Origin of the sequence: Pseudarthrobacter sp. 902506025 (genome assembly GCF_040702325.1) — a bacterium.
Lineage (GTDB): Bacteria > Actinomycetota > Actinomycetes > Actinomycetales > Micrococcaceae > Arthrobacter.
On record NZ_JBFBKW010000001.1, the window covers coordinates 743,079 to 769,380 of the forward strand.

The following is a 26,302-nucleotide window of genomic DNA, read 5'->3' on the forward strand; positions in this document are numbered from 1 at the left end:
TCCGCCATGGATACCGTGAACCCGGGGCCTTCCCCTGCGCCTGCGTACCTGAGTGCCGGCCTTGCCGCCCGCACCTCCGCGTCCACCGTGAGCCTTGACGGCAGCACAGTGGCTTTTTGGACCTATGAGCCCGTCGAGGAGACCCCGGAAACCCGCACCATCCTGGTGGTCCACGGATTCCGCGGCGACCACCACGGACTCCTTCGCGTGGCCGACCAGCTTCCGGACATGCGCATCATCATGCCGGACCTTCCGGGCTTCGGCAGTTCGGACGCATTTGCCCGGGGCCCCCACTCCGTGGAGCGCTACGGACAGTTCATCAGCGGCTTCATGGCCAGCCAGGGCCTGGGGCCAGACACCGTGCTGCTGGGACACTCGTTCGGGTCCATCGTGGCCTCGCACTTCGTGGCCAACAACCCGCAGGCCGTGCGTCCCCTGATCCTGATCAACCCCATCGCAGCTCCGGCTTTGGAGGGTCCAAAGGGCGTGATGACCCGCCTGGCCGTGCTGTACTACCAGCTCGCGGCACGGCTTCCCCGCGGCCCGGGACTGGCTCTGCTGCGCAATCCGCTGATCGTCCGGGTCATGAGCGGGACCATGGCCAAGACCCGCGACCGGGAGCTGCGGGCCTTCATCCACGGCCAGCACTACGCCTACTTCAGTTCCTTTGCCGACCGGGACAGCCTCCTGGAGTCCTTCACCGCCTCCGTCAGCAACCATGTGGCGGAGGTGGCCGGCCAGCTGGACCTGCCCGTGCTGCTGGTCGCCGGCGAAAAGGATGAAATCGCCACCCTCCCCAACCAGCACCGCCTCCTGGAGCTGCTTCCCGACGGGGAGCTGAAGGTGATTCCCGGCGTCGGGCACCTGATCCACTACGAGACGCCTGAGCCGGCCGCCCGTTACATCCGCAGCTTCCTTAAGGACCATCCCGCGTGAAGATCGTCATTGATGCACGGTTCACCCGTACCGACCACCACGACGGCATCAGCCGCTATGGAGCCAGCCTGATTGCTGCCACGGCAAAGATCGCGGACGTCTCCATGCTGGTGTCCGACGAGCGGCAGCTTGCCCTGCTGCCGGACGTTCCCTACACGCTCATCAGCAGCCCGCTCTCGCCGCTGGAACTGTTCGTTGCCCGGCAAGTCAACGCCACAGGAGCGGACGTGGTGGTCTGCCCCATGCAGACCATGGGCACCTGGGGCCGGAAATACGGGCTGATCCTGACCCTGCACGACCTCATCTATTACGAGCACCCCGCTCCCCCGGGGTTCTTGCCGGCCCCGGTCCGGCTGCTGTGGCGTCTCTACCACAAGGCTTTCTGGCCCCAGCGCGTGCTCCTCAACCGGGCCGATACCGTGGCAACGATCAGCCAGACCACGGCGGCGCTGATGGCCAAATACCGGCTGACGCGCAGGCCCGTGCGCATCATCGCCAACGCACCGCAGCCGGCGCAGGAACCCCGCGACCCCGCCGCCGGCGCGGACAAAACGATCATCTACATGGGGTCGTTCATGCCGTACAAGAACGTGGAAACCATGGTGGCCGGCATGGCCGGGCTGCCCGGCTACACCCTTCACCTCCTCAGCCGGATCACGCCGCAACGCCGGGCTGAACTCGAAGCCATCGTGCCTGCGGGCGCCTCGGTGATGTTCCATAACGGTGTGACCGATGCTGAGTATGACGGGCTCCTGCGACGGGCCACGGCCCTGGTGAGCCTGTCCAAAGCGGAGGGGTACGGCCTTCCGCTGGTGGAGGCGATGGCGGTGGGTACGCCCGTGATCGCCAGCGAGATTCCCATCTTCCGCGAAGTCGGGGCGGACGCCGCGCTGTACGTGGATCCGGAGTCCCCCGGGCAGTTCGCGGACGCTGTGGGTCAGCTCCAGGACGACGTGCACTGGCAGGACATGTCCCGGCGTTCGATTGCGCGCGCGGCGGAGTTCAGCTGGGATGAATCGGCGCGCCAGCTGGTGGATGCCGCGCATGAGGTCGTGGCGAAAAGGCGCCGGGCCTAGAGGACGTCCACGCCATCGAGCCGCAGCTGCACGGGGTCCAAGGTCCGCTTTGCAGCCACGGCTGCCCGGGTTACCCGCAGGACGCGGACGACGGCGGCAGCCTGGCCGTACGGGAAGAACAACAGGGTCCGGACGTCCTCGGCCGTGCGCCTGCCGGAGGGCGGTGCGGTGAGCAGCAGCGGCGCGGGGCCAGCCGTACGCACCGCGATGCCCGAGCCAGCCAGGTCCGCTTCCACCGCACCCGTGTAGTGTTCGACGGCGGCCCGCGGCCCTGTCACCGATGCGATGCGCACCGCCGGTGGAAGCTGGAGTTCCATCCGCAGGGACAGTTCACGGTGGGCGTAGCCGGCCGGATCCCACCGCAGCAGCGCCCCCGTGGCAGCGGTGTCCGTAGCCGTGACCACCACCAGTCCTTTGTCCGGGGCGGGACGCACCAGGGCGGCTGCGTTGAACCAGCGGCGCACGGTGTCCTCGCCCGCGCGGAGGGTTTCGCGGCGCAACAGGGAATCGCCGTCCAGCAGCAGTGCGGCAGCGTACCCGCCGTCTGCAACGGGTTCGGCCCCCACCGTGGCCACCACCAGGGCCTTGCCGGCACCCACTGTGGCCTTCACCTGGTCCCCCGAGGACGTGATGACCGTCGTCCCGGGAAACGCGCGGCCAAGCTCTTCGGCGGTTCGCAGGACGCCGGTGGCACCTTTTCGCAGCCGCCTGCCACTGCAGTGCGAGCACTTCCAGTCCGGGGCGGGGGTGGAACACCAGCGGCATTGGGGCAAAACGGAGGTGCCGGCCAAAGCCAGGGGCCCCTGGCAGTGCGCGCACCGGGCGGGTTCACGGCACGTCTCACACACAAGGGAAGGTGCATAGCCCGCCCTGGCGACCTGGACCAGGACGGGACCACGCTCCAGCCCCTCCTTGGCCGCCTGCCACGCGGCATGCGGCAGGCGGGCGATGGTGGCCAACGGGTCCCGGCCCTGCTCGAAGCTGTCGGCAGTGCTGACGACGCGCGGAACCGACGCACGGACAGTGGACCGCCCGGCCTCCACGGGGACGGCCCAGCCGGCCTCCACCAGGCGCTGGACTTCGGTGCTGCGGGCGTGTCCGGCAAGGAGGCAGGACGTACCCTCCTGTTCTGCCCGCAGGAGCAGGACCTCCCGGGCGTGGGCATACGGTGCGCGCTGCTCGATGTGGAGGTCGTCGCCGTCGTCCCAGCAGGCAACCAGCCCCAGGTCCTGCACCGGGGCGAAGGCCGCCGACCGCGTTCCGATTGCAATTTTGGCCCGGCCGGCCAGCAGGCGCAGGAAGTTCCGGTAGCGCGGCGTGGGACCGTCGTCGGCCGTGAGCCTGGCCACGGCCTCCTCCGGCACCAGGCCCTTCAGGGCATCCTCGACGCGGTCCAGGTCCCTGTAGTCGGGCACCACCAGGAGCGCGCCCCGGCCTGAGGCATAAGCGGCAGCTGCGGCCTGCGCCAGCAGGTCCGGCCAACCGGTGGGCCCGTACCCGTGCAGCGGATTGATAACGGCGCGGGGGGCGCCCCCTGCGGCCAGGTGCTTGAGGAAGGCAGCGCCGGTGCGGTACGGTGCCCACGATGAAACACCGGGGGCACCTGGCAGAACGGGAACGCCTTCCGCGTCCCCGGTGTCCAGGGACGCAGGGTAGTCCTTCTCCAGCCTGGCAACCCGGGGCGGCACCGCAAGGCGGAGGACGTCGCTGACGGTGCCGGCATACCGTGCAGCAACGGCAGCAGCGAGGTCCTTGACGGCAGGCGTGAGGACCGGAACCGGCGACACCACTTTTGCCAGCGGCACCAGGGTGTGTCCGGCGTCGGACTCAGCGACCCGTTCAAGGAGGAATCCGTTGAGGTCCTGGCCGTTGAACTTGACCTTGACCCGGACACCTGGCTGGGCTGCCTGGTCCAGCGCAGCCGGGACCGCATAGTCAAAGGGCCGGTCCAGATGGGGCAGCGAAGACTCAACAAGGACCCGGGCCACGGGAAGGTGCCCTGCCACGGCAACGCCAGTGGGGAGGGTGCGTGCCGGGAAGCCCTGCAGCAGGGACGGCTGCACGGAACTGTCAGCAACCACTGCGGTTACCTCCGTTCAGCTGCCGGGTTGGACAGGGACAGCAAAACACGGGGCACTGACAGTGGACTTCCAGCCTGCCCCGAGGGATTCCTGCCTGCGCCGTGGGACTGTAGCTGCAGCGCGGCTAGGCGTTGAAGAAAGCCTTCAAATCATCCACCCGGTCAAGGCGTTCCCACGTGAAGTCGGGTTCGTCGCGGCCGAAGTGCCCGTGGGCAGCCGTCTTGGCGTAGATGGGGCGCTTCAGGTCGAGGGCGTCGATGATCGCCCTCGGACGGAGATCGAAGATTTCCGCGATGGCTTCGCTGATGCGGGCCGGGTCCACGGTCTCGGTGCCGAACGTCTCCACGTAGGTTCCCACGGGCCGGGCCTGGCCGATGGCGTAGGCGATCTGGATCTCGGCACGCTTCGCCAGTCCTGCGGCCACCACGTTCTTGGCGACCCAGCGCATGGCGTATGCAGCGGAGCGGTCCACCTTGGACGGGTCCTTGCCGGAGAAGGCGCCGCCGCCGTGGCGGGCCATGCCGCCGTACGTGTCGACGATGATCTTGCGGCCGGTGAGGCCGGCGTCTCCCACGGGGCCGCCGATAACGAACTCACCCGCAGGGTTGAGGATGTTCGCGGTGCGGGAAATGTCCAGGTTGGCGGCGGCGAGGACCGGCTCAATGACGATGGCGGCGAGGTCGGCGCGCAGCTGCTCAAGGCTCGCACCCTCGGCGTGCTGGCTGGAGATCACCACGGTTTCAACGGATACCGGAACGTCTTTGTCGTAGCCCACGGTGACCTGGGTCTTGCCGTCCGGGCGGAGGTAGGCCAGTTGACCCGTCTTCCGGACGTCGGTGAGGCGTTCGGAGAGCCGGTGGGCCAACCAGATGGGCGTGGGCATGTAGGAAGGGGTCTCGTCGCTGGCGTACCCGAACATCAGGCCCTGGTCGCCCGCACCCTGGAGGTCATAATCGTCTTCCTGGCGGCCTTCGCGGGCTTCCAGAGAGTTGAAAACGCCGCCGGCGATGTCATTCGACTGTTGGCCGATGGATACGGACACGCCGCAGCGGGCACCGTCAAAACCGTTGGCTGAAGAGTCGTAGCCGATGCCGAGGATGGTCTCGCGGACGATCTGCGGGATTTCGACGTAGGCGTCGGTGGTGACTTCGCCCGCCACGTGCACCAGGCCGGTGGTCGCCATGGTTTCCACGGCAACACGGGATTCGGGGTCGGCGGCCAGGAGCGCGTCCAGAATGGCGTCGCTGATCTGGTCACAGATCTTGTCCGGGTGGCCTTCGGTGACCGACTCGGACGTGAAGAGCCGGAGCGCGGAGGGCGTGGCCCCATGGGACTGGGGAAGGTGCAGCGGTAAAGTCACTCAACTACCTTACTGGTTGGAGCACGCCGGCCCTGCGGGAGATGTCTTCCCGCGAAGCAAACGTGGTGCGGAACACTCAGGTCCGGGGTGAAACCCGGTTCAGTTCAAAGCTGATGCGGGTAATGATGGTCTCGGCAACCTCAGTCTTGGTTCCCGACGCTTCCTGTGGTTCGGAGCCGGAGCGGGAGAGGATGACCACGGAGTTCGAGTCCTGCCCGAAGACCTTGTCCGTCCCCACGTGGTTGACCACCAGCAGGTCGCAGCCCTTCCGCTGCAGTTTTGCCTCCGCATACTCCAGGACGTCGCCCTCGCTGTCCCCGGTTTCCGCGGCGAAGCCGACGATGAGTTGCCCGGCTGCCGACGCAGCGGCATTGCGCTGTTCCACGAGCTCCTGCAGGATGTCGGGGTTGCGGAGCAGGGTAATGACGGGATCTGCGGTGTCGTCCCGCTTTTTGATCTTGGTGTCCGAGACATCGGCCGGGCGGAAGTCGGCCACAGCGGCGGACATAATGACGACGTGGGAGTCCGCAGCGGCGTCCAGCGCAGCTTCCCGGAGCTGCAGGGCGGTCTCCACGCGGACCACCTCCACCCCGGCCGGGGGCGCAACGTCCATGTGGGCGGCCAGCAACCGCACGGTGGCGCCGGCGTTCCGGGCAGCGACCGCCAGGGCCACGCCCTGCTTGCCGGAAGAGCGGTTGCCCAGGAATCGTACGGGGTCCAGCGGTTCGCGGGTGCCGCCGGCGCTGATGGTTACGGTGCGGCCCGCAAGCGGCAGCTGGTAATCGGACTGTCCCTGGACCAGCGCCATGGCTGCGTCGAAGATCACTTGCGGTTCCGGGAGCCTGCCCGGGCCTGAGTCTGCGCCGGTCAACCTTCCGGAGGCCGGCTCCAGGACGGCGGCGCCGCGGCTGCGGAGCGTTTCGACGTTGGCGCGGGTTGCCGCGTGCTGCCACATTTCGGTGTGCATCGCGGGTGCGAACAGCACGGGCCCGTGCGCCATCAGCAGCGTGTTGGTCAGCAGGTCCCCGGCCTGGCCGGTGGCAGCTTTTGCCAGGAGGTCCGCCGTGGCCGGTGCCACAACCACCAGGTCTGCCTCATGGCCCAGGCGGACATGGTTGACCAGGTGCACGTCATCGAAAACGCTGTTGCTGACCGGGTTTCCGGACAGCGCCTCCCAGGTGGCGGTGCCGATGAAGCGGGTGGACGCCTCCGTGGGAATCACGGTGACGTCATGGCCGGCTTCAGTAAAAAGCCGGAGGAGCGATGCCACCTTATAGGCGGCAATCCCTCCCCCGACTCCGAGGACTATGCGCACGTGACCTCCGTCAACAGCAAGTCAGTTCAGCGGCAGGATTACTCTGCGGCTTCGATCGGCGTGGAAACCAGCTTGCCTTCGTTGATCTCGCGCAGTGCGATCGAGAGCGACTTTTCGTTCAACTTGGTGTCGACCAGGGGGCCGACGTATTCGAACAGGCCCTCGTGCAGCTGGGCGTAATAAGCGTTGATCTGACGAGCGCGCTTAGCACCGAAGATCACCAGGCCGTACTTGGAATCAGCTACCTTCAGCAGATCGTCGATCGGCGGGTTGATGATGCCTTCAAGGTTCGTGGACACGAATTCTCCAAATTCCTAGCGGGCTGACGGTTCCGGCAGGTGTGGATGCGGTGTCAGCCCCATGAGTGAAACAAGCTCGTCCGCTGCCCGGCGGACGTCGTCATTGATGACGGTATGGTCGAACTCCGGTTCAGCAGCAAGTTCCAGTTTAGCGGTTTCCAGGCGCCGCTGCTGTTCTTCGGGAGTTTCGGTGCCACGGCCCACCAGCCGGCGCACCATCTCGTCCCAGGTGGGCGGGGCCAGGAAGACGAACTGGGCGTCCGGAACGGCTGCCTTGACCTGGCGTGCACCCTGCAGATCGATCTCCAGCAGCACGGACCGGCCTTCCGCGATGGCCGCATTCACGGTGCTCTTCAGCGTGCCGTAAGTGTTCTGGCCGTGCACAACAGCCCACTCCAGGAGTTCACCCTCGGCAATGAGCCGCTCGAACTCGTCCTTGCTCTTGAAGAAGTAGTGGACACCGTCCACCTCGCCCGGCCGGGGCGCCCGGGTGGTGGCTGAGACGGAAAGCCAAACCTCCGGATAATTGTCCCGGATATAGGTGGACACGGTGCCTTTGCCAACAGCCGTCGGACCTGCGAGGACTGTCAGTCCAGGTTTCTTGCTCACGTATTCCTTTTGCCACGGTTGGGGAAGGGCAGGCGCCGCCTGCCTCAGTGCTCGTCTATAAAATCTACCAGCGCCCGGCGCTGGTGGACGCCCAGGCCCCGGACCCTGCGGGACGCTGCGATCCCCAGCTGCTGCATGATGGCTGCGGCACGCACCTTTCCGATGCCGGGCAGCGCTTCGAGCAGTTCAGAAACCCGCATGCGGGCCAGGGCGTCGTCCTCCAGCGCGGAGCTGATGATGTCCGCCGCCGACCTGTCGCCATTCCGGAGGCTTTCCTTGGCGGCGGCACGGGTTGCCCTGGCTGCTGCCGCCTTGCCCAGGGCGTCGGCCCGTTCAGACGCAGATAGAGGTCGCAGGACCATCACGGACACCCCCGAAGTCGGCGGATTCATCCAAGGGCGGCCGCCCTTGGACCTGTCCTGAAACTACCCTCTGGTGCAGCCTGAATCAATGCATCCGGACAATTGCAGGCCTATTCGCCCCGCAGTCCGTCCAGCGTCCGCAGCGCGGCCTCGCGCAGGCCCCGGGTTTCCGGTCCCGCCGACAGGATGTCGCGGCTGGACGTTCCCAGGACCAGCGGGTAGGCAGCGCCGAAGGTGGCCCGCAGGTCAGCCGGTGTTGCCCCCTGGGCCCCGAGGCCAGGCGCCAGGACGGGGCCGCGGACCGCAGCAAGGTCCAGTCCCAGGTCTTCCAGGGCGCTGCCGACCGTAGCGCCGACCACCAGGCCAACGGAACCGAGGCTTCCGGGATACCGGGAGTTCTCCGCTGCCGCGGACTCCGTGATCCTGCGGGCCACGGAATCCTTTCCGCCCACGTGCTGGACGGAGGCGCCCTCGGGGTTGGACGTCAATGCCAGCACGAACACACCCCGCCCGGTTTCCGCCGCGAGGTCCAGCGCGGGGCGAAGGGACTCGAAGCCGAGGTAGGGGCTCAGCGTGACGGAGTCCGCCGCGAGCGGAGACTCGTCGCGCAGCCACGCGTCGGCATAGGCGGCCATGGTGGATCCGATGTCGCCGCGCTTGGCGTCGGCGATGCTGAGTACGGATTCGTCCCGGGCCGTGGCCAGGACCTCCTCCAGCACCGCCATGCCGGCAGAACCGTGGCGTTCGTAAAGTGCCACCTGGGGCTTCACGGCGGCAGCGAGCGAAGCCACTGCCTCCAGGACCGTCAGCGAGAACCGCCGAAGCCCCGCGGCGTCGTCGTCCAGTCCCCAGCTCTTCAGCAGCGCCGGGTGGGGATCAATGCCAACGCAAAGGGGACCACGGGCGGCCATGGCCGCGCCGAGCCGGGAGCCAAAGGACTCCCGGCCGGCAGTGGCTGCCTGCTCAGGCATGCTGCAGGGCCGCCTTCTGCGAATCGGCCAGCGCTGCTGCGTGCTCCTGCAGGCTGGTGACAGACCACTCGTAGGTGCGCATGGCTTCGATGGCCTGGACGGCGGCGTTGAACTCGGCCACCGTGGTGATGCACGGAATGCCGATGGACGTTGCCGCGGCGCGGAGCTCGTAGCCGTCGCTGCGGGCTTCGCCGCCGGAGGGCGTGTTGAAGACCATGTCGATCTCGCCGGCCACGATGAGGTCGGCAATGGTGCCCTCCCCCTCGGCGCTGCTGCCCTCGGCAACCTTGCGCACCGGGGTGGCCTGAATGCCGTTGCGGCGCAGGACGTCGGCGGTCCCGCCGGTGGAGACGATCTCGAAGCCGAGGTCGGAGAGCCGCTTGACGCCCATGATCACGGAACGCTTGTCGCGGTTGGCCACGGAGACGAACACCTTGCCTTCGGTGGGCAGGGCGTTGTTGGCGCCGGCCTGGCTCTTGGCGAAGGCGGTGTCGAAGTGCTTGTCGATGCCCATGACCTCGCCGGTGGAGCGCATTTCCGGTCCGAGCAGGGAGTCCACCACCTTGCCTTCAAGGGTGCGGAACCGGCTGAACGGCAGTACTGCTTCCTTGACGGCCACGGGGGCGTCGAGCGGCAGGGTTGAGCCGTCACCGGTTTCCGGCAGCATCTTGTAGGCGCTGCGGAGCTGGTTGATGGTCACGCCGGTGCCGATGAGGGCAGCGGCCTTGGCCATCTGGACGCCGGTGGCCTTGGACACGAACGGCACGGTGCGCGAGGCGCGGGGGTTGGCTTCCAGGACGTACAGCACGTCCGAGGCCAGCGCGAACTGGATGTTGATCAGGCCGCGCACGCCCACGCCTTCGGCGATGGCACGGGTTGCCACCCGGACGCGTTCGACGACGTTGCTCCCCAGGGTGATGGGCGGCAGGACGCAGGCGGAGTCGCCGGAGTGGATGCCGGCTTCCTCGATGTGCTCCATGATGCCGCCCAGGTACATGTCGGTGCCGTCGAAGAGGGCGTCGACGTCGATTTCGACGGCGTCCTCCAGGAACCGGTCGATCAGTACCGGGTGGTCAGGGGTAATCTCGGTGGCGTTGGCGATGTAGCGCGAGAGGTTGGGCTCGTCGTAGACGATTTCCATGCCGCGGCCGCCCAGGACGTAGGACGGGCGGACCAGGACGGGGTAGCCGATCTCGTCGGCGATCTTCTTGGCGTCCTCGAAGGAGACGGCGGTGCCGTTCTTGGGCGACACCAGGCCGGCCTTGTCCAGGACGCGGGAGAACGCGCCGCGGTGCTCGGCGAGGTCGATGGCCTCCGGTGAGGTGCCCAGGATCGGCACTCCGGCATCGGCGAGCTGCTGCGCGAGCTTCAGCGGGGTCTGGCCGCCGAGCTGGACGAACACGCCCATGACGCCGCCGGTGCGTTCCTCGGCCGCGATGACCTCCAGCACGTCCTCGAGCGTCAGCGGCTCGAAGTACAGGCGGGTGGAGACGTCGTAGTCGGTGGAGACGGTTTCCGGGTTGCAGTTGACCATGACGGTCTCGTAGCCGGCCTTGCGCAGCGCCATGGAGGCGTGGACGCAGGAGTAGTCGAACTCGATGCCCTGGCCGATGCGGTTGGGGCCGGAGCCGAGGATGATGATGGACGGCTTGGAGTGCAGCGCGACCTCGTCCTCCTCGTCGTAGGCCGAGTAGTGGTACGGCGTGTAGGCGGCGAACTCCGCGGCGCAGGTGTCCACGGTCTTGTAGACGGGGCGGATACCCAGGGCCTGCCGGACGCCGCGGACCACTGCCTCGGAGTTGTGGGTCAGGGCACCGATCTGCTCATCCGAGAAGCCGTGGCGCTTGGCGCGCTTAAGCATGTCGGCGGTCAAGGCGCCGGCCTGGCGGATTTTGTGGGAGATCTCATTGAGCAGCTGGAGCTGGTCCAGGAACCAGGGGTCGATCTTGGTGGCTTCGAAAAGCTGTTCCACGGTGGCGCCGCCCAGGAGGGCGCGCTGGACCTGGTGGAGGCGCTCCGTAGTGGGGCGCTTCGCCTTCTCGATGAGTTCGGCGACTTCCCATTCCGGGACGCTGCTGAAGTCCAGCTGCGAGCCCTTCTGCTCCAGGGAGCGCAGGGCCTTCTGCAGGGCCTCGGTGAAGTTGCGGCCCATGGCCATGGCTTCGCCGACGGACTTCATGGTGGTGGTGAGGGTGTTGTCCGCCGCCGGGAACTTCTCGAAGGCGAACCGCGGGACCTTGACCACCACGTAGTCCAAAGTGGGTTCGAAGGACGCAGGGGTCTTCTGCGTGATGTCGTTGGGGATCTCGTCCAGGGTGTAGCCGAGCGATAGCTTGGTGGCAATCTTGGCGATGGCGAAGCCGGTGGCCTTTGACGCCAGTGCCGAAGAACGGGATACGCGCGGGTTCATCTCGATGACCACCACGCGGCCGGTGGCCGGGTCGATGGCGAACTGGATGTTGCAGCCGCCGGTGTCGACACCCACCTCGCGGATGACGGCGATGGCAACGTCGCGCAGCTTCTGGTATTCGCGGTCGGTGAGGGTCAGCGCCGGGGCCACGGTGATGGAGTCGCCGGTGTGCACGCCCACGGGGTCGAAGTTTTCGATGGAGCAGACGACAACCACGTTGTCGTTCTTGTCCCGCATCATTTCGAGCTCGTATTCCTTCCAGCCCAGGATGCTCTCTTCGAGCAGGACCTCGCTGGTGGGGCTGTACTGCAGGCCCTGGCCGACGATGCGGCGCAGGTCATCCTCGTTGTAGGCCAGGCCGGAGCCCAGGCCGCCCATGGTGAAGGACGGGCGGACCACCATCGGGTAGCCCAGGTCCTGTGCTGCCGCGAACGCCTCGTCCATGGTGTGGATGATGTGGCTGCGGGCGGATTCGGCACCGCAGCGCTCAACGACGCCCTTGAACTTCTCGCGGTCCTCGCCGAGCTCGATCGCGGCGATGTTGGCACCGATCAGCTCCACGTTGTACTTCTCCAGTACACCGTTCTTGTCCAGGGCGATGGCGGTGTTCAGCGCGGTCTGGCCGCCCAGGGTGGGCAGTACGGCGTCGGGGCGTTCCTTGGCGATGATCTTCTCCACCACCTCGGGGGTGATGGGCTCAACGTAGGTGGCGTCGGCGAACTCGGGGTCGGTCATGATGGTGGCCGGGTTGGAGTTCACGAGGATGACGCGGAGGCCTTCCTCCTTGAGGACCCGCAGGGCCTGGGTGCCGGAGTAGTCGAACTCGGCGGCCTGGCCGATGACGATCGGGCCGGAACCAATGACGAGGACGCTTTTGAGGTCTGTACGTTTCGGCATTACTTCTTGTCCTCAGTCTTGTTGTCGGTGGCGGTCTTGGTGTCAGCGTTCTTGGCGTCGCCCATGAGGTCGATGAACCGGTCGAACAGGTAGGCGGCGTCGTGCGGGCCGGCCGCAGCCTCGGGGTGGTACTGGACGGAGAAGGCCGGGATGTCCAGGCAGGCGAGGCCTTCCACGACGTCGTCGTTCAGGCTGATGTGGCTGACTTCCACCCGGCCGTAGCGTGCCTCCGGAGCCTGGGTGGCGCCGTCGAGCGGGGCGTCCACGGCGAAGCCGTGGTTCTGGGAGGTTATTTCCACCTTGCCGGTGCGGCGGTCCATCACGGGCTGGTTGATGCCGCGGTGGCCGTAGCGGAGCTTGTAGGTGCCGAAGCCCAGGGCCCGGCCCAGGATCTGGTTGCCGAAGCAGATGCCGAAGTAGGGCAGCTTCTCATCCAGGACGGAGCGCAGGAGCTTCACCTGGGCGTCGGCCGTGGCGGGGTCGCCCGGGCCGTTGGACATGAAGAAGCCGTCCGGGTTGACGGCATTGACATCCTCCAGGGTGGCGGTGGCAGGCAGTACGTGGACGCGGACGCCGCGCTCGGCGAACCGTACCGGGGTCATGGCCTTGATGCCGAGGTCGATCGCCGCGATGCTGAAGCGGGGTTCGCCCTCCCAGCCGTGGTCCTTCGGTTCCACCACGTAGGCTTCGTCGACGCTGACTTCCTCGGCCAGGCGCGAACCCTCCATGGGGGCGCTGGCCAGGACGGCGTCGAGCAGCTCCTTGTCGGTGCCCTGCGCCGCCTCGCCGGAGAAGATGCCGGCGCGCATGGTCTTGTGCTCACGCAGGTGCCGGGTGATGGCGCGGGTGTCCACACCCTGGATGCCGACGATGCCCTGGGCCACCAGTTCCTCATCCAGCGACCGCTCGGAACGCCAGTTGGAGGGCCGGCGCGCTGCGTCGCGGACAATGTAGCCGGCCACCCAGATGCGCCGGGACTCGGCGTCGTCATCATTCACGCCGGTGTTGCCGATGTGCGGGGCGGTCTGGACCACCAGCTGCCGGGCGTAGGACGGGTCGGTGATGGTTTCCTGGTAGCCGGTCATGCCGGTGGCGAAGACGGCCTCGCCCAGGGCGGTGCCGGTGGCGCCGTAGCTGGTGCCGCGGAAAATGCGCCCGTCTTCGAGAACCAGCGCAGCCGGGGCTGACACAGGAGCGGAGGTGGTTGCTGTCAATGTATTCGCTTTCACTGTCTTACTTTCCACTGGTGGCACCAGCCGCTGGGGCTGACGAAATCAATTCCTGAAGGGCCTGGTACAGCACGTCCTTGTCCGCGGCGAGGCGGGTCCGGAAGCCGGTGTCCAGTTCATGCTTGCCGTGCGTCCACGCGATCACCAGCAGGCCGTCCTTTTCCACGAACTTCCCTGCCATGCCGCTGTCCTGCCGGACGCCGGTGAGGGACGCCGCCGGGATATACAGGGCAGGAGCGCCGGAGCGTTCATAGAGGACGCCGTGGGGGTAGACCGCTAGGGTCGAGTTGGTGCGGATGCCCAGCCCGTGCACCGCGATCCGGTCCAGCCAGTCACCGGCCGTCGTGGTGGCCACGTACTGCCCCTCGGCGGCGGCTGTCGGCTCGCCGGGGGCTGTGGGCACCTGGGGAAGCTGTTCGACGTCGGACTGGCGCCTCAGGCGGTTGCGCCACCCCACGGCGATGAGGACAAACACGACGCCGGCCACCGCCAGCATGGCAAGTCCGGGAAGGATCTTGTCCATCAGGCAACGCCTGCCGGTGTTGCGGCGGCATCCGGGTGCGGGCTGTTGAGGGCGCCGTCCAGGACGGTGGGGTGTCCCTTGAAGAAGGTGGCCACCACCTTGCCGGGCAGTTCGCGGCCCTTGAACGGCGAGTTGCGGCCCATGGTGGCCATGGTGAAGGGATCAACCGTCCACCGCGCCTCCGGGTCCACCAGGATCAGGTTGGCGGGTTCGCCTGCCTCGATAGGGCGGCCCTGGTCAGCCAGGCGGCCGATCTTTGCGGCTGCGGTGGAGGTGACCCTGGCGAAGTCCGCCCAGGTCATCAGGCCGGTCTCGATCATGGCGTGCTGGACCACGGACAGAGCCGTTTCCAGTCCGGTCATGCCCATGGCGGCCTGCGCCCACTCGCATTCTTTGTGCTCGCTGGGGTGCGGTGCGTGGTCGGTACCCACAACGTCGATCGTGCCGTCTGCCAGGCCTGCGCGCAATGCCTGGACGTCGGCGTCGGTGCGCAGCGGCGGGTTGACCTTGAAGACGGGGTCGTAGCTGCGGACCAGGTCGTCGGTCAGCAGCAGGTGGTGCGGGGTGACCTCAGCCGTGACGTCGATGCCGCGTTCCTTGGCCCAGCGGATGATTTCCACCGAGCCTGCCGTGGACACGTGGCACACGTGCAGGCGGGAACCGACGTGCTGGGCAAGGAGGACATCGCGGGCGATGATGCTTTCCTCGGCCACGGCTGGCCAGCCGGTGAGGCCGAGGACGGCGGAGACGTCGCCCTCGTTCATCTGGGCCCCGGCGGTCAGGCGGGGTTCCTGCGCGTGCTGGGCCACCACGCCGTCGAACGCTTTGACGTATTCCAGCGCGCGGCGCATCAGCACGGGGTCGTGGACGCAGATGCCGTCGTCGGAGAACATGCGCACCCGGGCACGGGAATCGGCCATGGCGCCCAGCTCAGCCAGCTGCTCCCCCGCCAGGCCAACGGTGACGGCGCCCACCGGGCGCACGTCCACCCATCCGGCGGCGCGGCCCAGCGTGTAGACCTGTTCCACCACACCCGCGGTGTCGGCGACGGGCGTGCTGTTGGCCATCGCGTGGACCGCGGTGTAACCGCCCAGCGCCGCGGCACGCGTTCCGGTTTCCACGGTTTCGGCATCTTCACGGCCGGGTTCGCGGAGGTGCGTGTGGACGTCAACCATGCCGGGGAGTGCCACCAGGCCGGCGGCGTCGATGACGGTGGCACCGTCAGCGGAGAGCCCGTGGCCGATCTCGGCGATGATGCCGTCGCGGACCAGCAGGTCCGTGGGGTCGCCGCCCAGGATGGCGGCGCCCTGGATAAGGTACGTTCCGGTGTTGCCTGCCATCAGTTGCTCTCCTTGGTGGACGGGGCGGCGGCGTAAGCCGGCGCCCGGGTTGCGGCTGGTTCCCGGGTGTCCCCGGAGAGCAGCAGGTACAGTGCGGCCATCCGCACGGACACGCCATTGCGGACCTGGGCCAGGACGGTGGAGCGGGGTGAGTCCGCGGCGGCTGCGCTGATCTCCAGGCCACGGTTCATGGGGCCCGGGTGCATGATGATGGTGTCCGTCATGCCGAGGTCATCGAGGGCCCGGAGCCGGTTGTCGTCGAAGCCCCAGCGGCGCGAGTATTCGCGGGTGCTCGGGAAGAACGATGCGTTCATGCGTTCGCCCTGGACCCGGAGCATCATGACGGCGTCAACGCCGTTTGCGAGGGTTTGGTCCAGGTCGTAGCTGACGCTGCAGGGCCATTTGTCGACGCCGACCGGCAGCAGGGTGGGTGGCGCCACCAGTGTGACCTCCGCGCCAAGGGTACGGAGCAGCCACACGTTCGAACGCGCCACTCGGGAGTGCAGGACATCGCCTGCGATGGCGACCCGCATGCCTTTGAGGTCTGTTCCCTGGGAATCGGTCCCGGCCAGGCGGGCCCAGTGCCGGCGCATGGTGAAGGCGTCGAGGAGGGCCTGCGTGGGGTGCTCATGGGTGCCGTCGCCGGCGTTAATGACGGCGGCGTCGATCCAGTCGGTGGCAGCCAGCCGGTGCGGCGCGCCGGAAGCCCAGTGCCTGATGACGACGGCGTCCGCCCCCATGGCGGACAGGGTCTGGGCAGTGTCCTTGAGGGACTCGCCCTTGGAAACGGATGATCCCTTGGCGGCGAAGTTGATGACGTCCGCCGACAGCCGCTTGGCCGCGGCTTCGAAGGAGATGCGGGTGCGGGTGGAGTCCTCGAAGAAGAGGTTGACGACCGTGCGGCCGCGCAATGCCGGAAGCTTTTTCACTTCCCGCTCCCCCACGGCCGACATTTCCTCGGCAGTGTCCAGGATGCGGATGGCGTTCGAAAGGCTGAGGTCCCCGGTGGACAGGAGGTGTTTCATGCGCCGCCCTCAATCACGACTTCGTTGACGGGCGCTCCGGCCTCGGACGTGTCCGTTTCCTCCAGCCGGACCCGGACCTTCTCGGCGGAGGAGGTGGGCAGGTTCTTGCCTACATGGTCTGCGCGGATGGGAAGTTCGCGGTGGCCCCGGTCAATCAGGACCGCGAGCCGGACAATACGGGGGCGGCCGAGGTCGACGAGGGCGTCAAGGGCGGCGCGGATGGTGCGGCCCGAGTACAGGACGTCGTCGATCAGCACCACGACTTTGTTGTCGATGCCGGTGCGGGGCAGCCTGGTGGGGTACGGCGGCCGGGTCCCCTGGTGGGAGAGGTCGTCACGGAACATGGTGACGTCCAGCTGGCCCACAATGGCAGCGGCGTCAACGGTGTTGTCCGCGGCGGCGATCTTTTCGGCCAGCCGGACAGCCAGCGGGTAACCGCGGCGGGGAATGCCCAACAGGACAAGGTCCCGGGATCCCTTGTTGGCTTCGAGGATCTCGTGGGCGATACGAGTGAGGGCCCGGTCAATGTCCGCCTGGCTGAGGACAACCCTGGCTGGAACCGGTGCGCTGGTGACAGATGTCAACGCTCGTCTCCCCTTTCCCCGCCTCACAGGACGGAATTAAAAAAGGAATGTTTGCTGTTCAAAATTACCACACGGTCCCTGCCGGGCCGGTGCCCGGACAACGCGGCGCTGATCACATTCCAGCGGCCCTGGAGGCCGGGTCCTTTGTGGTCCGGCAGCACCCGCTTAGGCTTTCGGGTATGCCGACGTACCCGCAGCAGCCTCCTTCCGGCCTCCCCGACGACCACTACCGCGCCGGCTACCGTCCCCTGCCCCAGCAGGCCAACCCCAGCTGGATGGGCCATGTGCAGCCGGAACACTACCAGGCTGCCCCGGGCCACCAGGGCCAGCCGCTGGCCGTGATGGTGCCGGCCCAGGCCCAGGGGACGGTGCTGCATGCGACGCGGGCCCGTGGCGGCCTGGTGGGGTTGTCGGTTGCCGGCGGCGTGCTCGCTTTCCTGAGCCTGTTCCTGGTGGTGCCGTTCCTTTTATCCAACACGGGCGCCGCCGGATTCCTGATCGGTTTCCTGGCATCCCTGGTTCCGCTGGCTGTGGTCCTGACGGCGGTCCACATCATCGACAGGTGGGAGCCGGAGCCGAAACGCCTGCTGTTCTTCGCCTTTACGTGGGGCGCGGCGGTGTCCGTGGCCGTCACCCTGCTGATCCAGCCGTTTTTCGTCATCGCATTCCAGTTCACCGACCAGCCTGACCTGCAGACCTATATGGCAACGGTGCAGGCGCCCATCGTGGAGGAATTCGCCAAGTCCCTTGGCCTGCTGATCCTCCTGCTCGCGGCGCGGCGGCATTTCGACGGCCCCGTGGACGGCGTGGTGTTTGCCTTCACCATCGCCGGCGGGTTCGCGTTCACCGAGAACATCCTCTATTTCGGCCGGGCCATCGCGGAGTCGGCGTCACCGGCCAGTGACTTCGCGCAGGTCTTCTTCCTCCGCGGAGTCATGTCCCCGTTCGCGCATGCCATCTTCACCGGCACCACCGGACTTGTCATGGGCTTCGCCGCACGGCGCTGGCACACCGGCGCGTCCATTGGCGCCTTCTTCGTGGGCCTGCTGCCGGCCATGTTCCTGCACAACAGGTGGAACAGCATGGGCCAGGGCTTCCTGCTGGACTACATCGTGGTCCAGGTGCCGATCTTCGTCCTGGCCGTGGGCGGCATCATCTTCCTGCGGGTGGCCGAAAAGAGGCTGACGCGCCAGCGGCTGATGGAGTACTCGGCGGCGGGCTGGTTCACCCCGGCCGAGGTCCAGTTGCTGGCCACGTTGGGCGGCCGGCGCACTGCCCTGGCCTGGGCCGCGAACTCCGGCCGGAAGCCGCAGATGAAGCAGTTCATGAAAGCCGCCACCCAGCTTGCCAATACCCGGCAGCGCATCCTCAGCGGGCGGGACGTGCCGCTCCACCAGGCCGAGGAGCGGCAGCAGCTGCAGCGGATCCTCGCCCTGCGCGCGGCCGTGGCCGGCTGAACCTGCACCCGTGGGAACGCGAAAGGGCCCCGCCTGTGGCGGGGCCCTTTCGCGTTGTCCTGCGGGGAGGCTAGGCGAGCAGCGAAGGCTTCAGCTGCTGCAGCCGGCCCAAAAGGCCATTGATGAACTGCGGAGACTCGTCCGTTGACAGTGTCTTGGCCAGCGCAACAGCCTCGCTGACCGCCACGCCATCGGGGACGTCGTCGTTGTACAGGAGCTCCCAGGTGCCGATGCGCAGGATGATACGGTCCACGGACGGCATGCGCTCCAGGGTCCAGCCCTGCGAGTAGGTCTCCAGGAACTCATCGATGGCGGCCTGCTGGGACACTACCCCTTCGACAATTTCCAAGGTGTAGGGGTTGACCACCTGGTCGGTCTTTTCCCGGCGTGCGCGAAGCACGTCGAACGCCGAAACAGAGCGCTGCTCCGCTTCGAAAAGAACATCCAGTGCCCTGCTGCGGGCTTTACCGCGGGCGCTCACTACTCAGAAACCCGGCCCAGGTAGCTGCCGTCGCGGGTGTCCACCTTGACCTTGGTGTTGTTCTCGATGAACAGCGGGACCTGGATTTCGTAACCGGTCTCCAGGGTGGCGGGCTTGGTGCCTGCAGAGGAGCGGTCGCCCTGCAGGCCCGGCTCCGTGTAGGTGATTTCCAGGACAACGCTCGGCGGCAGTTCGATGTAGAGGGGGTTGCCGTCGTGGATGGCGATGTTGACCATCTGGTTCTCGAGCATGAAGTTGGTGGCGTCACCAACCGTGGCGCCGGACACGGTGATCTGGTCGTAGTCCGAGGTGTCCATGAAGACGAAGTCTGCGCCGTCCTGGTACAGGTACTGGTAATCGCGGCGGTCAACGGTTGCCGTTTCGATCTTGAGCCCGGCGTTAAACGTCTTGTCAACAACCTTGCCGGACATCACGTTGCGCATCTTGGTCCGGACAAAGGCGCCGCCCTTGCCGGGCTTGACGTGCTGGAATTCGATGACGTTCCAGAGCTGGCCCTCGAGCTTCAGGACCGTTCCGTTCTTAATGTCGTTAGTGGTTGCCACTGGTTTCCTCTGGTTTCTTTGTCTGGCCGCGTGGTCAGATGCTGTATGCCGGGCGGGCACGCCACAACGGCCCGCCTGCACGTGTTTGTCAAAAATCGCGTGGATGCAAAAATTCCACAACCATTCTACCGGTAAATCCCGGGCAGCCTTTCCGCGGCCACCCGGCTCCGGATCAGCAGGCCAGGTCCAGGACGTCCCGGGCGCGCTGCAGGGCCACCGTGGAGGAGTAGATCTGGGCGGCATCGGCGGACTGCGCCACCCGCAGGTCAAGTGCCTTGGAGAAGGATTCAACGGCCGCGGACGTGTGCCCGGCCGCATACTGCGTCCGTCCCAGGTATTGCAGGGCCAGCGCTTCACGGGAGGTGCCATGCACCTCCGCCACAAGCTGGCGGAACAGTTCGATGGCACGGTCCATCCGGTGGGAGACGCTCAGCACCTCGGCCTCGAACACGCGCAGCCGGAACGATTCCGGGTCCTTGAAGCGGGCTTCGGCCAGCAGTTCGGCGGCGTCGGACGCGTGGCCCTCAACCAGCAGCACGAAAATCGGGTCTGCGGGATCGGTGGAGGCGGCCAGGGCGTCGCGGACAGCGTCCTCGTTCACGATCTGCGGCCGCAGGGTGTCCGGGTTGATCCGGATACCCGGGAACCCTGCCTCGGGCCAGTCGCCGGTGCCGCTCATGTCGCCCTTCATCAGGAAGCAATTTCCTGGTAGGCCGCAAACAGCAGCGACGTGTCCGGGACGTCGAGGATTCCCGGCTTGGCGATGCCGTCCAGGACAACAAAGCGCAGCAGGTCGCCACGGGACTTCTTGTCGCGGCGCATCCCGTCCAGCAGGCCCTGCCACCGGTCGCGCCGGTAGGTGACCGGAAGCCCAAGCCCGTCCAGGATGCTCCGGTGCCGGTCGGCGTCGGTATCGCTGAGCCGCCCGACGCTGCGGGCAAGTTCCGCGGCGAACATCATGCCCACGGAGACTGCGGCCCCGTGCCGCCAGGAGTAGCGTTCCACCAGTTCGATGGCGTGGCCCAGGGTGTGGCCGTAGTTCAGGATTTCCCGCAGCCCGGACTCTTTGAGGTCCTCGGAGACCACCCTGGCTTTGACGGCGATAGCCCGCTCGATCAGCTCGCGGAGCGCGTCGGAGCGGGGGTCCACCACTGCGGCGGGGTCCTTTTCCACCAGGTCAAGGATGGCGGGATCGGCGATGAAACCGCACTTGATGACCTCGGCCAGGCCTGAAATGATCTCGTTCTTCGGCAGGGTGTCCAGGGTGTCCAGGTCCGCCAGGACGGCGGCGGGCGGGTGGAAGGAGCCTACGAGGTTCTTTCCTTCGGCGGTGTTGATGCCGGTCTTGCCGCCCACGGAGGCGTCCACCATGCCCAGCAGGCTGGTGGGCATGTGGATGACCTTGACTCCGCGCAGCCAGGTGGCGGCGACGAAGCCTGCGAGGTCGGTCACTGCTCCCCCGCCCACGGCGACAATGGCATCCGAACGGGTGAAATCGTTCTGGCCCAGGACCTGCCAGCAGAAGGCGGCCACCTGGATGTGCTTGCCTTCTTCAGCGTCCGGGATTTCGGCGGTGAGGGACGTGAAGCCGGCGGCTGCGAGTTCGTCGCGGACGGTGTCACCGGTGAGGCGCAGGGCGCGGGGGTGGATCACCAGGACCCGGCGGACCCGCTCTCCGAGCAGCCCGGGAAGGTCACCAAGCAGGCCGCGCCCGACGACGACGCCGTAGTTGTTGCCGGCACCTTCGCCGGTGACGTTGATGACTGTTGATTGCGTGTTCACTTTTCAACTTCCTGTTTGGCAGCTGCGTGGTTCCGCAGTGCTGCTTCCAGCCGGCCGCCAAGCTCGGGTACCGAGCCGTGGCGGACGTCCAGGGTGATGTCGGCCAGCCTCTCGTAGACCGGCCTGCGGGTGGCGAACATTGCTGTCCAGCGGCCCATGGCGTCGCCGGCGAGGAGCGGGCGGCCGGAGTTCCGGGCGATCCTGTCCGCCACGGTATCGGCGTCGCACTCCAGGTAGACAACCGTGCAGCGGCTGATCAGCTGCTGCGTGCCCGAGTCGAGCACCGCACCGCCGCCCAGCGAAATAACGGTCAAGGTCCCTTCGGCTTCCTCCACGGCGTCAGCGACGGTGCGGGCTTCGATCTCCCGGAACGCGTGCTCGCCGCGGCCCGCGAAGATATCGGCGATGGAGCCGTGGCCGGCAACGATGACCGCGTCGGTGTCAATGAACCGGGCCCCCAGCTGCTGGGCAAGCTGCTGGCCGATGGCCGATTTGCCCACCGCCATGGGACCGATGAGCACTATCGGCCGGCCGCCGAGGGGTGCGGGACTGCTGCGGTGGAGCACTACTGGCCGATCGAGTCCAGGGATGCCGGGATGTTGTCCAGGTAACCCTTGATGTTGCGCGCGGTTTCCGCCACTGAGTCACCGCCGAACTTTTCGATGACGGCCTCGGCGAGGACCAGGGCCACCATTGCCTCGGCCACCACTCCGGCGGCCGGTACTGCACAAACGTCCGAACGCTGGTGGTGTGCCTTGGCCGGTTCGCCGGTGCTGACGTCGATGGTCCGCAGGGCGCGTGGAACCGTGGCGATGGGCTTCATGGCTGCGCGGACGCGGAGGACATCACCGATGCTCATGCCGCCTTCGATGCCGCCGGCACGGTTGCTGGCGCGGACAATCCGGCCGTGACCGTCGCGGACGATTTCGTCGTGGGCGGCGGAGCCGCGGCGGGCAGCGGTCAGGAAGCCGTCACCGACCTCCACGCCCTTGATGGCCTGGATGCCCATGAGTGCCGCGGCCAGCCTGGCGTCGAGCCGGCGGTCCCAGTGCACGTAGCTGCCCAGTCCGGGCGGGAGTCCGTATGCCAGGACCTCCACTACGCCGCCCAGGGTTTCGCCTTCCTTGTGCGCAGCGTCCACCTCGGCCACCATGGCGTCGGAGGTTTCGCGGTCGAAGCAGCGCAAGGGGTCTGTGTCCAGGGCAATGACGTCGCCGGGCACGGGCAGCGGGCGGCCTTCGGGCACCGTCACGCTGGCAATGGACACGGTGTGGCTGACAAGTTCAATGCCGAGGTGCTTGAGGAACTGCGCGGCCACCGTGCCCAGCGCCACGCGGGTGGCGGTTTCGCGGGCGCTTGCACGCTCCAGCACGGGACGGGCCTCATCGAAGCCGTATTTCTGCATGCCCGTGAAATCGGCATGGCCCGGGCGGGGGCGTGTCAGGGGTGCGTTGCGTGCCTGGTCGGCGAGGAGTTGGGGGTCCACGGGGTCGGCGGACATGATCTGCTCCCACTTGGGCCATTCGGTGTTCGCCACCTGGATGGCGACGGGACCGCCCTGGGTCAGGCCGTGGCGGACGCCGCCAAGGATAGTGACCACGTCCTGCTCGAACTTCATCCGGGCGCCGCGTCCGTAGCCAAGCCGGCGGCGGGCCAGGGAGTCTGCGATGTGGCCGCCGGTGATTTCAACACCGGCGGGGACGCCTTCAATAATTCCCATCAGAGCCGGGCCATGGGATTCACCGGCAGTCAACCAACGCATAATTTCCATCCTGCCACGTAGGGCGGTCACAACGCCCGTCGGGCAAGGCCGACTGCGTCACACATCACATCTATGACAGGTGCGTTAACGTCTTCCCCGCGGCGGGTGAAGAGCCGCACCTGTTCCACGGCCTGGTACAGCAGCATCTCCAGGCCCGGCACTACGGCGCCCCCGCCGGCCTGCCACACCGAGGCGATGAGGCTGGGCCACGGATCGTAGGCAACGTCCAGCAGGACGCCGGGCGTCCTGGTCTTCAGCGCCGCAATGTCGGCGGCGAGTCCATCTGCGGCGCGGGGCGGCAGGGTGGAAATGACGACGTCGGCATCCGCCGTGGGGCGGGCCGCACCCGCCAGCGGGCGCACCTCAAGGGCCACGCCCAGGCTGTCCGCGGCGGAGCGGACGTCTGCTGTCCGCGACGCATCACGGACAAAGACCTGCACGCTGCCGGTGCCCAGTTCCTTCAGGGCCGCGACCGCGGATGCCGCTGTTCCGCCGCCGCCGAGGATGACGGCGGACGGTGCTGCCCGGGTACCGGCGTGGCGCAGGGCGTTGACGATGCCGGTCACGTCCGTATTGGAGCCCACAGTCTTCACTCCACCGGCGGATTCCTCGAAGGTGACAGTGTTCACCACTCCGAGGGTGCGTGCCACGCCCCGCACTTCGTCCACCTCGCTGAGCATGGCCGTCTTCAGCGGCATGGTCACCGAGAGCCCGCGCCAGCCCGGCTGGTTCCGGATCTGGCGCATGAAGGACGGCAGCAAGGCCTCCGTGACGTCGATGGCCGTGTAGCTGATGCCCGCACCCAGCCGCTCATAGGCGGACAGGTGCAGCGCCGGGGACTTCGAGTGGCTGATCGGGTGGCCCAGGACGGCAGCCCGCAGGCTCATGTGCAGCGGCCCGCGTTGGCCTGGCACCACGCGTTGTACTGCTCGACGTAGGCGTTGTGTTCGGCCAGTGTCTTGGCGAACTTCGTCTCCTTGGTGTCCAGGTTGATGGTCACCCAGTACAGGTAGTCATTCGCCTTCGGCCGGGCGGCCGCATCAATGGCGGTCTTGCCGGGTGAGCCGATGGGTCCTGGCGGCAATCCGGGATTCGCGTAGGTGTTGTACGGGTTGGACTTGTCCTGCCGCTGCTCATCCGTGAAGTTGAAGCTTCGGGTGCCAAGGCCGTACGTGACGGCAGAGTCAACCTGCAGGAAACCGCCGGTCTGGTCGTTGGGCTTGAGGCGGTTGTAGATGGCACCGGCCACGTCGCCGTAGTCGGCCTGGCCGCCCTCGGCCTGGACGATGCTGGCCACAATGACGGCCTCGTACTGCTTGGCGGGGTCGGTGATGCCCTGCGATACCAGTTCGTCGGTGGTGGCCTTGACCAGGGCCTGCAGGATGTCCTTGGCTTGCGTGCCCAGCGGGAAGCGGTACTCGCCGGGGGCCAGGTAGCCTTCTAGGTTTTTCGCGTTGGGAGGCAGGCCGAACTGGGCAGGCTGGTTGCTGAGCGCCTGCAGGGTCTGCATGGACACTCCGGAGCCCTCCGAAATTGCCTGCAGGGACTCGTTGACCCGCAGGCCCGCGCTCAGGGCGAAGTAGATGACTTTGGTCTTGTCCTTGCCGAGCAGCACATTGACGGCGTCCGCGTTCTTCATCTCGGTCTTGAAGGTGTAGTCCCCCGGTGACAGGGTCCCGCCGGAGGCGTGGAACGCCTGCATGAAGGTATCCGCGTTGGCGACCACGCGCTGGTTTTCCAGCTCGGTGGCGACAGAGCGAGTCCCTTCACCGCTGGCGACGGTCACCTGGACCTCACCCGACCCGGGGCCGGGGAAATCCGAGGGCTTGCCGCTGCCCAGGAGCGGCTTGAGGAACTGGGCGCCCACGGCGACTGCCGTTACAAAGACAGCGAGGGTCAGGAACAGGGCCAGCAGCCTGCGGCGGCGCCGGACCTTTTTGGACGGCCGCACTACCGGGGCGGACGATGAGCCTGGGAGCAGTTCGTGGCCTGCGTCCTGGTGCGGGACCTCCGCGTGGGCGTCCTCGTGGTATCCGGCGGAGTGGTACGCATGGTCGTCGTGCACGCCTTCCTGGTGGCCGTGCACGACGGCCTCGTGGTGCAGGTCCGCCTCGTGGTGCGCGTCGAAGTGCTGCTCGTGCGCGTCGAAGTGGTGGTTGTCCAGTGGGTGCGAAACGTCGTCGTGTTGCGCGGGGTCATCGTAGTCCACCCCGGCGTGGTGGACGTCGTCCGGATGGTGCCCGACGGCGTCCGGGGTGGCGTGGTGCGCAGCGTCCTCGTGCCCGGGGAAGGCGTCGCGGTGCTGGAGAGGGGCCGGCACACCGGTGCCGGCATCGCTGCCGAAGGAACCGGGCGCTGGCTGGTCTTCCTGGATGGACGGCGGTGTCTCCGGAACAGCCGGAACGTCTTCGGCGGCGGGGAGCGGAGCGAAGGTGGATTCGGCCGCGGGAGACGCGGCCGCGGGAGGAGCTGCGGGCGGCGGCGGGACGTCACCGGTTTCGTAGGCCTGCTCGGGCACGGCGTCGTGGCCTCCGGTGTTGAGGCTCTTCTCCCGGGCCCGCAGTTCCTTGCGGGTCAGCGGCCTCGCGGCCCCGGGGTCCAGCGGACCGGAGGTGTCGTCAATGTTGGCAGGGCTCACTGTTGCCTTCCATTATGTGAAGATTGGGCCGTGTCTGCGGGCATGGCGCGGACGGGCTGGTCCGCCCCACCAGCCCCCAGGTCCACGGACGGGGATGGCGCTGTCACGCGTGAGCCGACATCCGCTCCCCTGGCTTTCTGCATGTCGATGGCGTGCTGGAGAATCCCCGCCGCCGCGACCTGATCAACTACTTTACGGTGATCCCTGCTGCTCATGCCAGCTTCGTGCAGGTTGCGGTGGGCCGAGACACTGCTGAGGCGTTCGTCCACCAGGTTGACCGGGACTGCCAGGCCGCGGGCGGCGAGCTCGGCCGCCAGGAGCAGGGCGTAGTCCGTGGCCATCCTCGCCGAGGAGTGTTCCTCGCCCTTCATGGTCCGCGGCAGGCCAACGATGACCTGCACGGCTCCCAACTCCTCCGCCAGTTTGGCGATGACGCGTACGTCGGAGTTTTTCCTGGCATTCCGGTCGAGGGTTTTGTAGGGCGTGGCCAAGATGGAGTCCCGGTCGCAGATGGCCACCCCTACGCGGACGGTGCCGACGTCCACCCCCAGTTTCACACCCTGGGGGTAGCCGCCGGCAGCAACAGCATCGGTCATGGCTGG

At 67.3% G+C, this 26,302-nt stretch carries 25 protein-coding genes; 3 read left to right on the top strand and 22 right to left on the bottom strand.

Annotation, left to right across the window (positions count from 1 at the left end):
• Positions 1–6 precede the first annotated feature (6 nt).
• Positions 7–936 (top strand): alpha/beta fold hydrolase, encoded by a 930-nt coding sequence (locus tag AB0280_RS03330; RefSeq protein WP_366366192.1) that lies wholly within the window; start codon positions 7–9, stop codon positions 934–936.
• Positions 933–2,012, top strand: a complete 1,080-nt coding sequence (locus AB0280_RS03335) for a glycosyltransferase family 4 protein (protein WP_224026144.1) — start codon at positions 933–935, stop codon at positions 2,010–2,012. Before AB0280_RS03330 ends, AB0280_RS03335 begins: the two co-directional genes overlap by 4 nt.
• On the opposite strand, the gene AB0280_RS03340 is transcribed toward AB0280_RS03335, so the two are convergent.
• From AB0280_RS03340 to pyrR, 13 genes are all read right to left on the bottom strand, one after another.
• The gene (locus tag AB0280_RS03340; RefSeq protein ID WP_366366193.1) at positions 2,009–4,093 is read right to left on the bottom strand and encodes a primosomal protein N'; all 2,085 of its coding nucleotides are present in this window, start codon (positions 4,091–4,093) and stop codon (positions 2,009–2,011) included. The two genes, AB0280_RS03335 and AB0280_RS03340, sit on opposite strands and share 4 nt — an antisense overlap.
• Before the next feature lie 124 nt (positions 4,094–4,217).
• On the bottom strand, positions 4,218–5,453 hold the full coding sequence (gene metK / locus AB0280_RS03345; protein WP_159631923.1) for a methionine adenosyltransferase: 1,236 nt from the start codon (positions 5,451–5,453) through the stop codon (positions 4,218–4,220).
• 76 nt (positions 5,454–5,529) lie between these two features.
• Entirely contained in the window at positions 5,530–6,768 is a 1,239-nt protein-coding gene (coaBC, locus tag AB0280_RS03350) for a bifunctional phosphopantothenoylcysteine decarboxylase/phosphopantothenate--cysteine ligase CoaBC (protein ID WP_366366194.1), read from the bottom strand.
• A gap of 38 nt (positions 6,769–6,806) precedes the next feature.
• Entirely contained in the window at positions 6,807–7,067 is a 261-nt protein-coding gene (gene rpoZ, locus AB0280_RS03355; RefSeq protein ID WP_026264487.1) for a DNA-directed RNA polymerase subunit omega, read from the bottom strand.
• 15 nt (positions 7,068–7,082) lie between these two features.
• Positions 7,083–7,676 (bottom strand): guanylate kinase, encoded by a 594-nt coding sequence (gene gmk, locus AB0280_RS03360; RefSeq protein ID WP_366366195.1) that lies wholly within the window; start codon positions 7,674–7,676, stop codon positions 7,083–7,085.
• Positions 7,677–7,720: 44 nt separating this feature from the next.
• A complete protein-coding gene (mihF, locus tag AB0280_RS03365) occupies positions 7,721–8,038 on the bottom strand; it encodes an integration host factor, actinobacterial type (RefSeq protein ID WP_201302514.1) in 318 nt (105 codons plus the stop codon).
• Between the two features lie 110 nt (positions 8,039–8,148).
• The gene (gene pyrF / locus AB0280_RS03370) at positions 8,149–9,009 is read right to left on the bottom strand and encodes an orotidine-5'-phosphate decarboxylase (RefSeq protein WP_366366196.1); all 861 of its coding nucleotides are present in this window, start codon (positions 9,007–9,009) and stop codon (positions 8,149–8,151) included.
• The gene (carB, locus tag AB0280_RS03375; RefSeq protein WP_366366197.1) at positions 9,002–12,316 is read right to left on the bottom strand and encodes a carbamoyl-phosphate synthase large subunit; all 3,315 of its coding nucleotides are present in this window, start codon (positions 12,314–12,316) and stop codon (positions 9,002–9,004) included. The genes pyrF and carB overlap by 8 nt, the downstream gene beginning before the upstream one ends.
• The gene (carA, locus tag AB0280_RS03380; RefSeq protein ID WP_307490609.1) at positions 12,316–13,569 is read right to left on the bottom strand and encodes a glutamine-hydrolyzing carbamoyl-phosphate synthase small subunit; all 1,254 of its coding nucleotides are present in this window, start codon (positions 13,567–13,569) and stop codon (positions 12,316–12,318) included. The genes carB and carA overlap by 1 nt, the downstream gene beginning before the upstream one ends.
• On the bottom strand, positions 13,550–14,068 hold the full coding sequence (locus AB0280_RS03385) for a hypothetical protein (protein ID WP_366366198.1): 519 nt from the start codon (positions 14,066–14,068) through the stop codon (positions 13,550–13,552). Before AB0280_RS03385 ends, carA begins: the two co-directional genes overlap by 20 nt.
• The gene (locus tag AB0280_RS03390; protein ID WP_366366199.1) at positions 14,068–15,408 is read right to left on the bottom strand and encodes a dihydroorotase; all 1,341 of its coding nucleotides are present in this window, start codon (positions 15,406–15,408) and stop codon (positions 14,068–14,070) included. The genes AB0280_RS03385 and AB0280_RS03390 overlap by 1 nt, the downstream gene beginning before the upstream one ends.
• Positions 15,408–16,433: an aspartate carbamoyltransferase catalytic subunit gene (locus tag AB0280_RS03395; protein WP_366366200.1), complete on the bottom strand. Its 1,026-nt coding sequence runs from the start codon at positions 16,431–16,433 to the stop codon at positions 15,408–15,410. The genes AB0280_RS03390 and AB0280_RS03395 overlap by 1 nt, the downstream gene beginning before the upstream one ends.
• Entirely contained in the window at positions 16,430–17,017 is a 588-nt protein-coding gene (pyrR, locus tag AB0280_RS03400; protein WP_224026151.1) for a bifunctional pyr operon transcriptional regulator/uracil phosphoribosyltransferase PyrR, read from the bottom strand. The genes AB0280_RS03395 and pyrR overlap by 4 nt, the downstream gene beginning before the upstream one ends.
• A gap of 179 nt (positions 17,018–17,196) precedes the next feature.
• On the opposite strand from pyrR, the gene AB0280_RS03405 reads away from it, so the two are divergent.
• Complete coding sequence (locus tag AB0280_RS03405; RefSeq protein WP_366366201.1) at positions 17,197–18,474, top strand: PrsW family intramembrane metalloprotease; 1,278 nt, start codon at positions 17,197–17,199, stop codon at positions 18,472–18,474.
• Positions 18,475–18,544: 70 nt separating this feature from the next.
• Here the strand turns inward: AB0280_RS03405 and nusB are convergent, their stop codons facing one another.
• From nusB to ruvX, 9 genes are all read right to left on the bottom strand, one after another.
• On the bottom strand, positions 18,545–18,955 hold the full coding sequence (nusB, locus tag AB0280_RS03410) for a transcription antitermination factor NusB (RefSeq protein WP_141160348.1): 411 nt from the start codon (positions 18,953–18,955) through the stop codon (positions 18,545–18,547).
• Positions 18,955–19,518 carry an elongation factor P gene (gene efp / locus AB0280_RS03415; protein WP_141160347.1) on the bottom strand — a complete coding sequence of 188 codons (564 nt, stop codon included), beginning with the start codon at positions 19,516–19,518 and terminating at the stop codon, positions 18,955–18,957. The genes nusB and efp overlap by 1 nt, the downstream gene beginning before the upstream one ends.
• A gap of 172 nt (positions 19,519–19,690) precedes the next feature.
• On the bottom strand, positions 19,691–20,209 hold the full coding sequence (locus AB0280_RS03420) for a tetratricopeptide repeat protein (protein ID WP_159631913.1): 519 nt from the start codon (positions 20,207–20,209) through the stop codon (positions 19,691–19,693).
• Positions 20,209–21,300 carry a 3-dehydroquinate synthase gene (gene aroB / locus AB0280_RS03425; protein ID WP_366366202.1) on the bottom strand — a complete coding sequence of 364 codons (1,092 nt, stop codon included), beginning with the start codon at positions 21,298–21,300 and terminating at the stop codon, positions 20,209–20,211. Before aroB ends, AB0280_RS03420 begins: the two co-directional genes overlap by 1 nt.
• Entirely contained in the window at positions 21,297–21,866 is a 570-nt protein-coding gene (locus tag AB0280_RS03430; RefSeq protein ID WP_159631911.1) for a shikimate kinase, read from the bottom strand. Before AB0280_RS03430 ends, aroB begins: the two co-directional genes overlap by 4 nt.
• Positions 21,866–23,065: a chorismate synthase gene (gene aroC / locus AB0280_RS03435; protein WP_366366249.1), complete on the bottom strand. Its 1,200-nt coding sequence runs from the start codon at positions 23,063–23,065 to the stop codon at positions 21,866–21,868. The genes AB0280_RS03430 and aroC overlap by 1 nt, the downstream gene beginning before the upstream one ends.
• Positions 23,066–23,088: 23 nt before the next feature.
• Entirely contained in the window at positions 23,089–23,949 is an 861-nt protein-coding gene (locus AB0280_RS03440) for a shikimate dehydrogenase (RefSeq protein WP_366366203.1), read from the bottom strand.
• On the bottom strand, positions 23,946–25,700 hold the full coding sequence (gene mltG / locus AB0280_RS03445; RefSeq protein ID WP_366366204.1) for an endolytic transglycosylase MltG: 1,755 nt from the start codon (positions 25,698–25,700) through the stop codon (positions 23,946–23,948). Before mltG ends, AB0280_RS03440 begins: the two co-directional genes overlap by 4 nt.
• Positions 25,697–26,296: a Holliday junction resolvase RuvX gene (ruvX, locus tag AB0280_RS03450; RefSeq protein ID WP_159631908.1), complete on the bottom strand. Its 600-nt coding sequence runs from the start codon at positions 26,294–26,296 to the stop codon at positions 25,697–25,699. The genes mltG and ruvX overlap by 4 nt, the downstream gene beginning before the upstream one ends.
• Between the last annotated feature and the right edge of the window lie 6 nt (positions 26,297–26,302).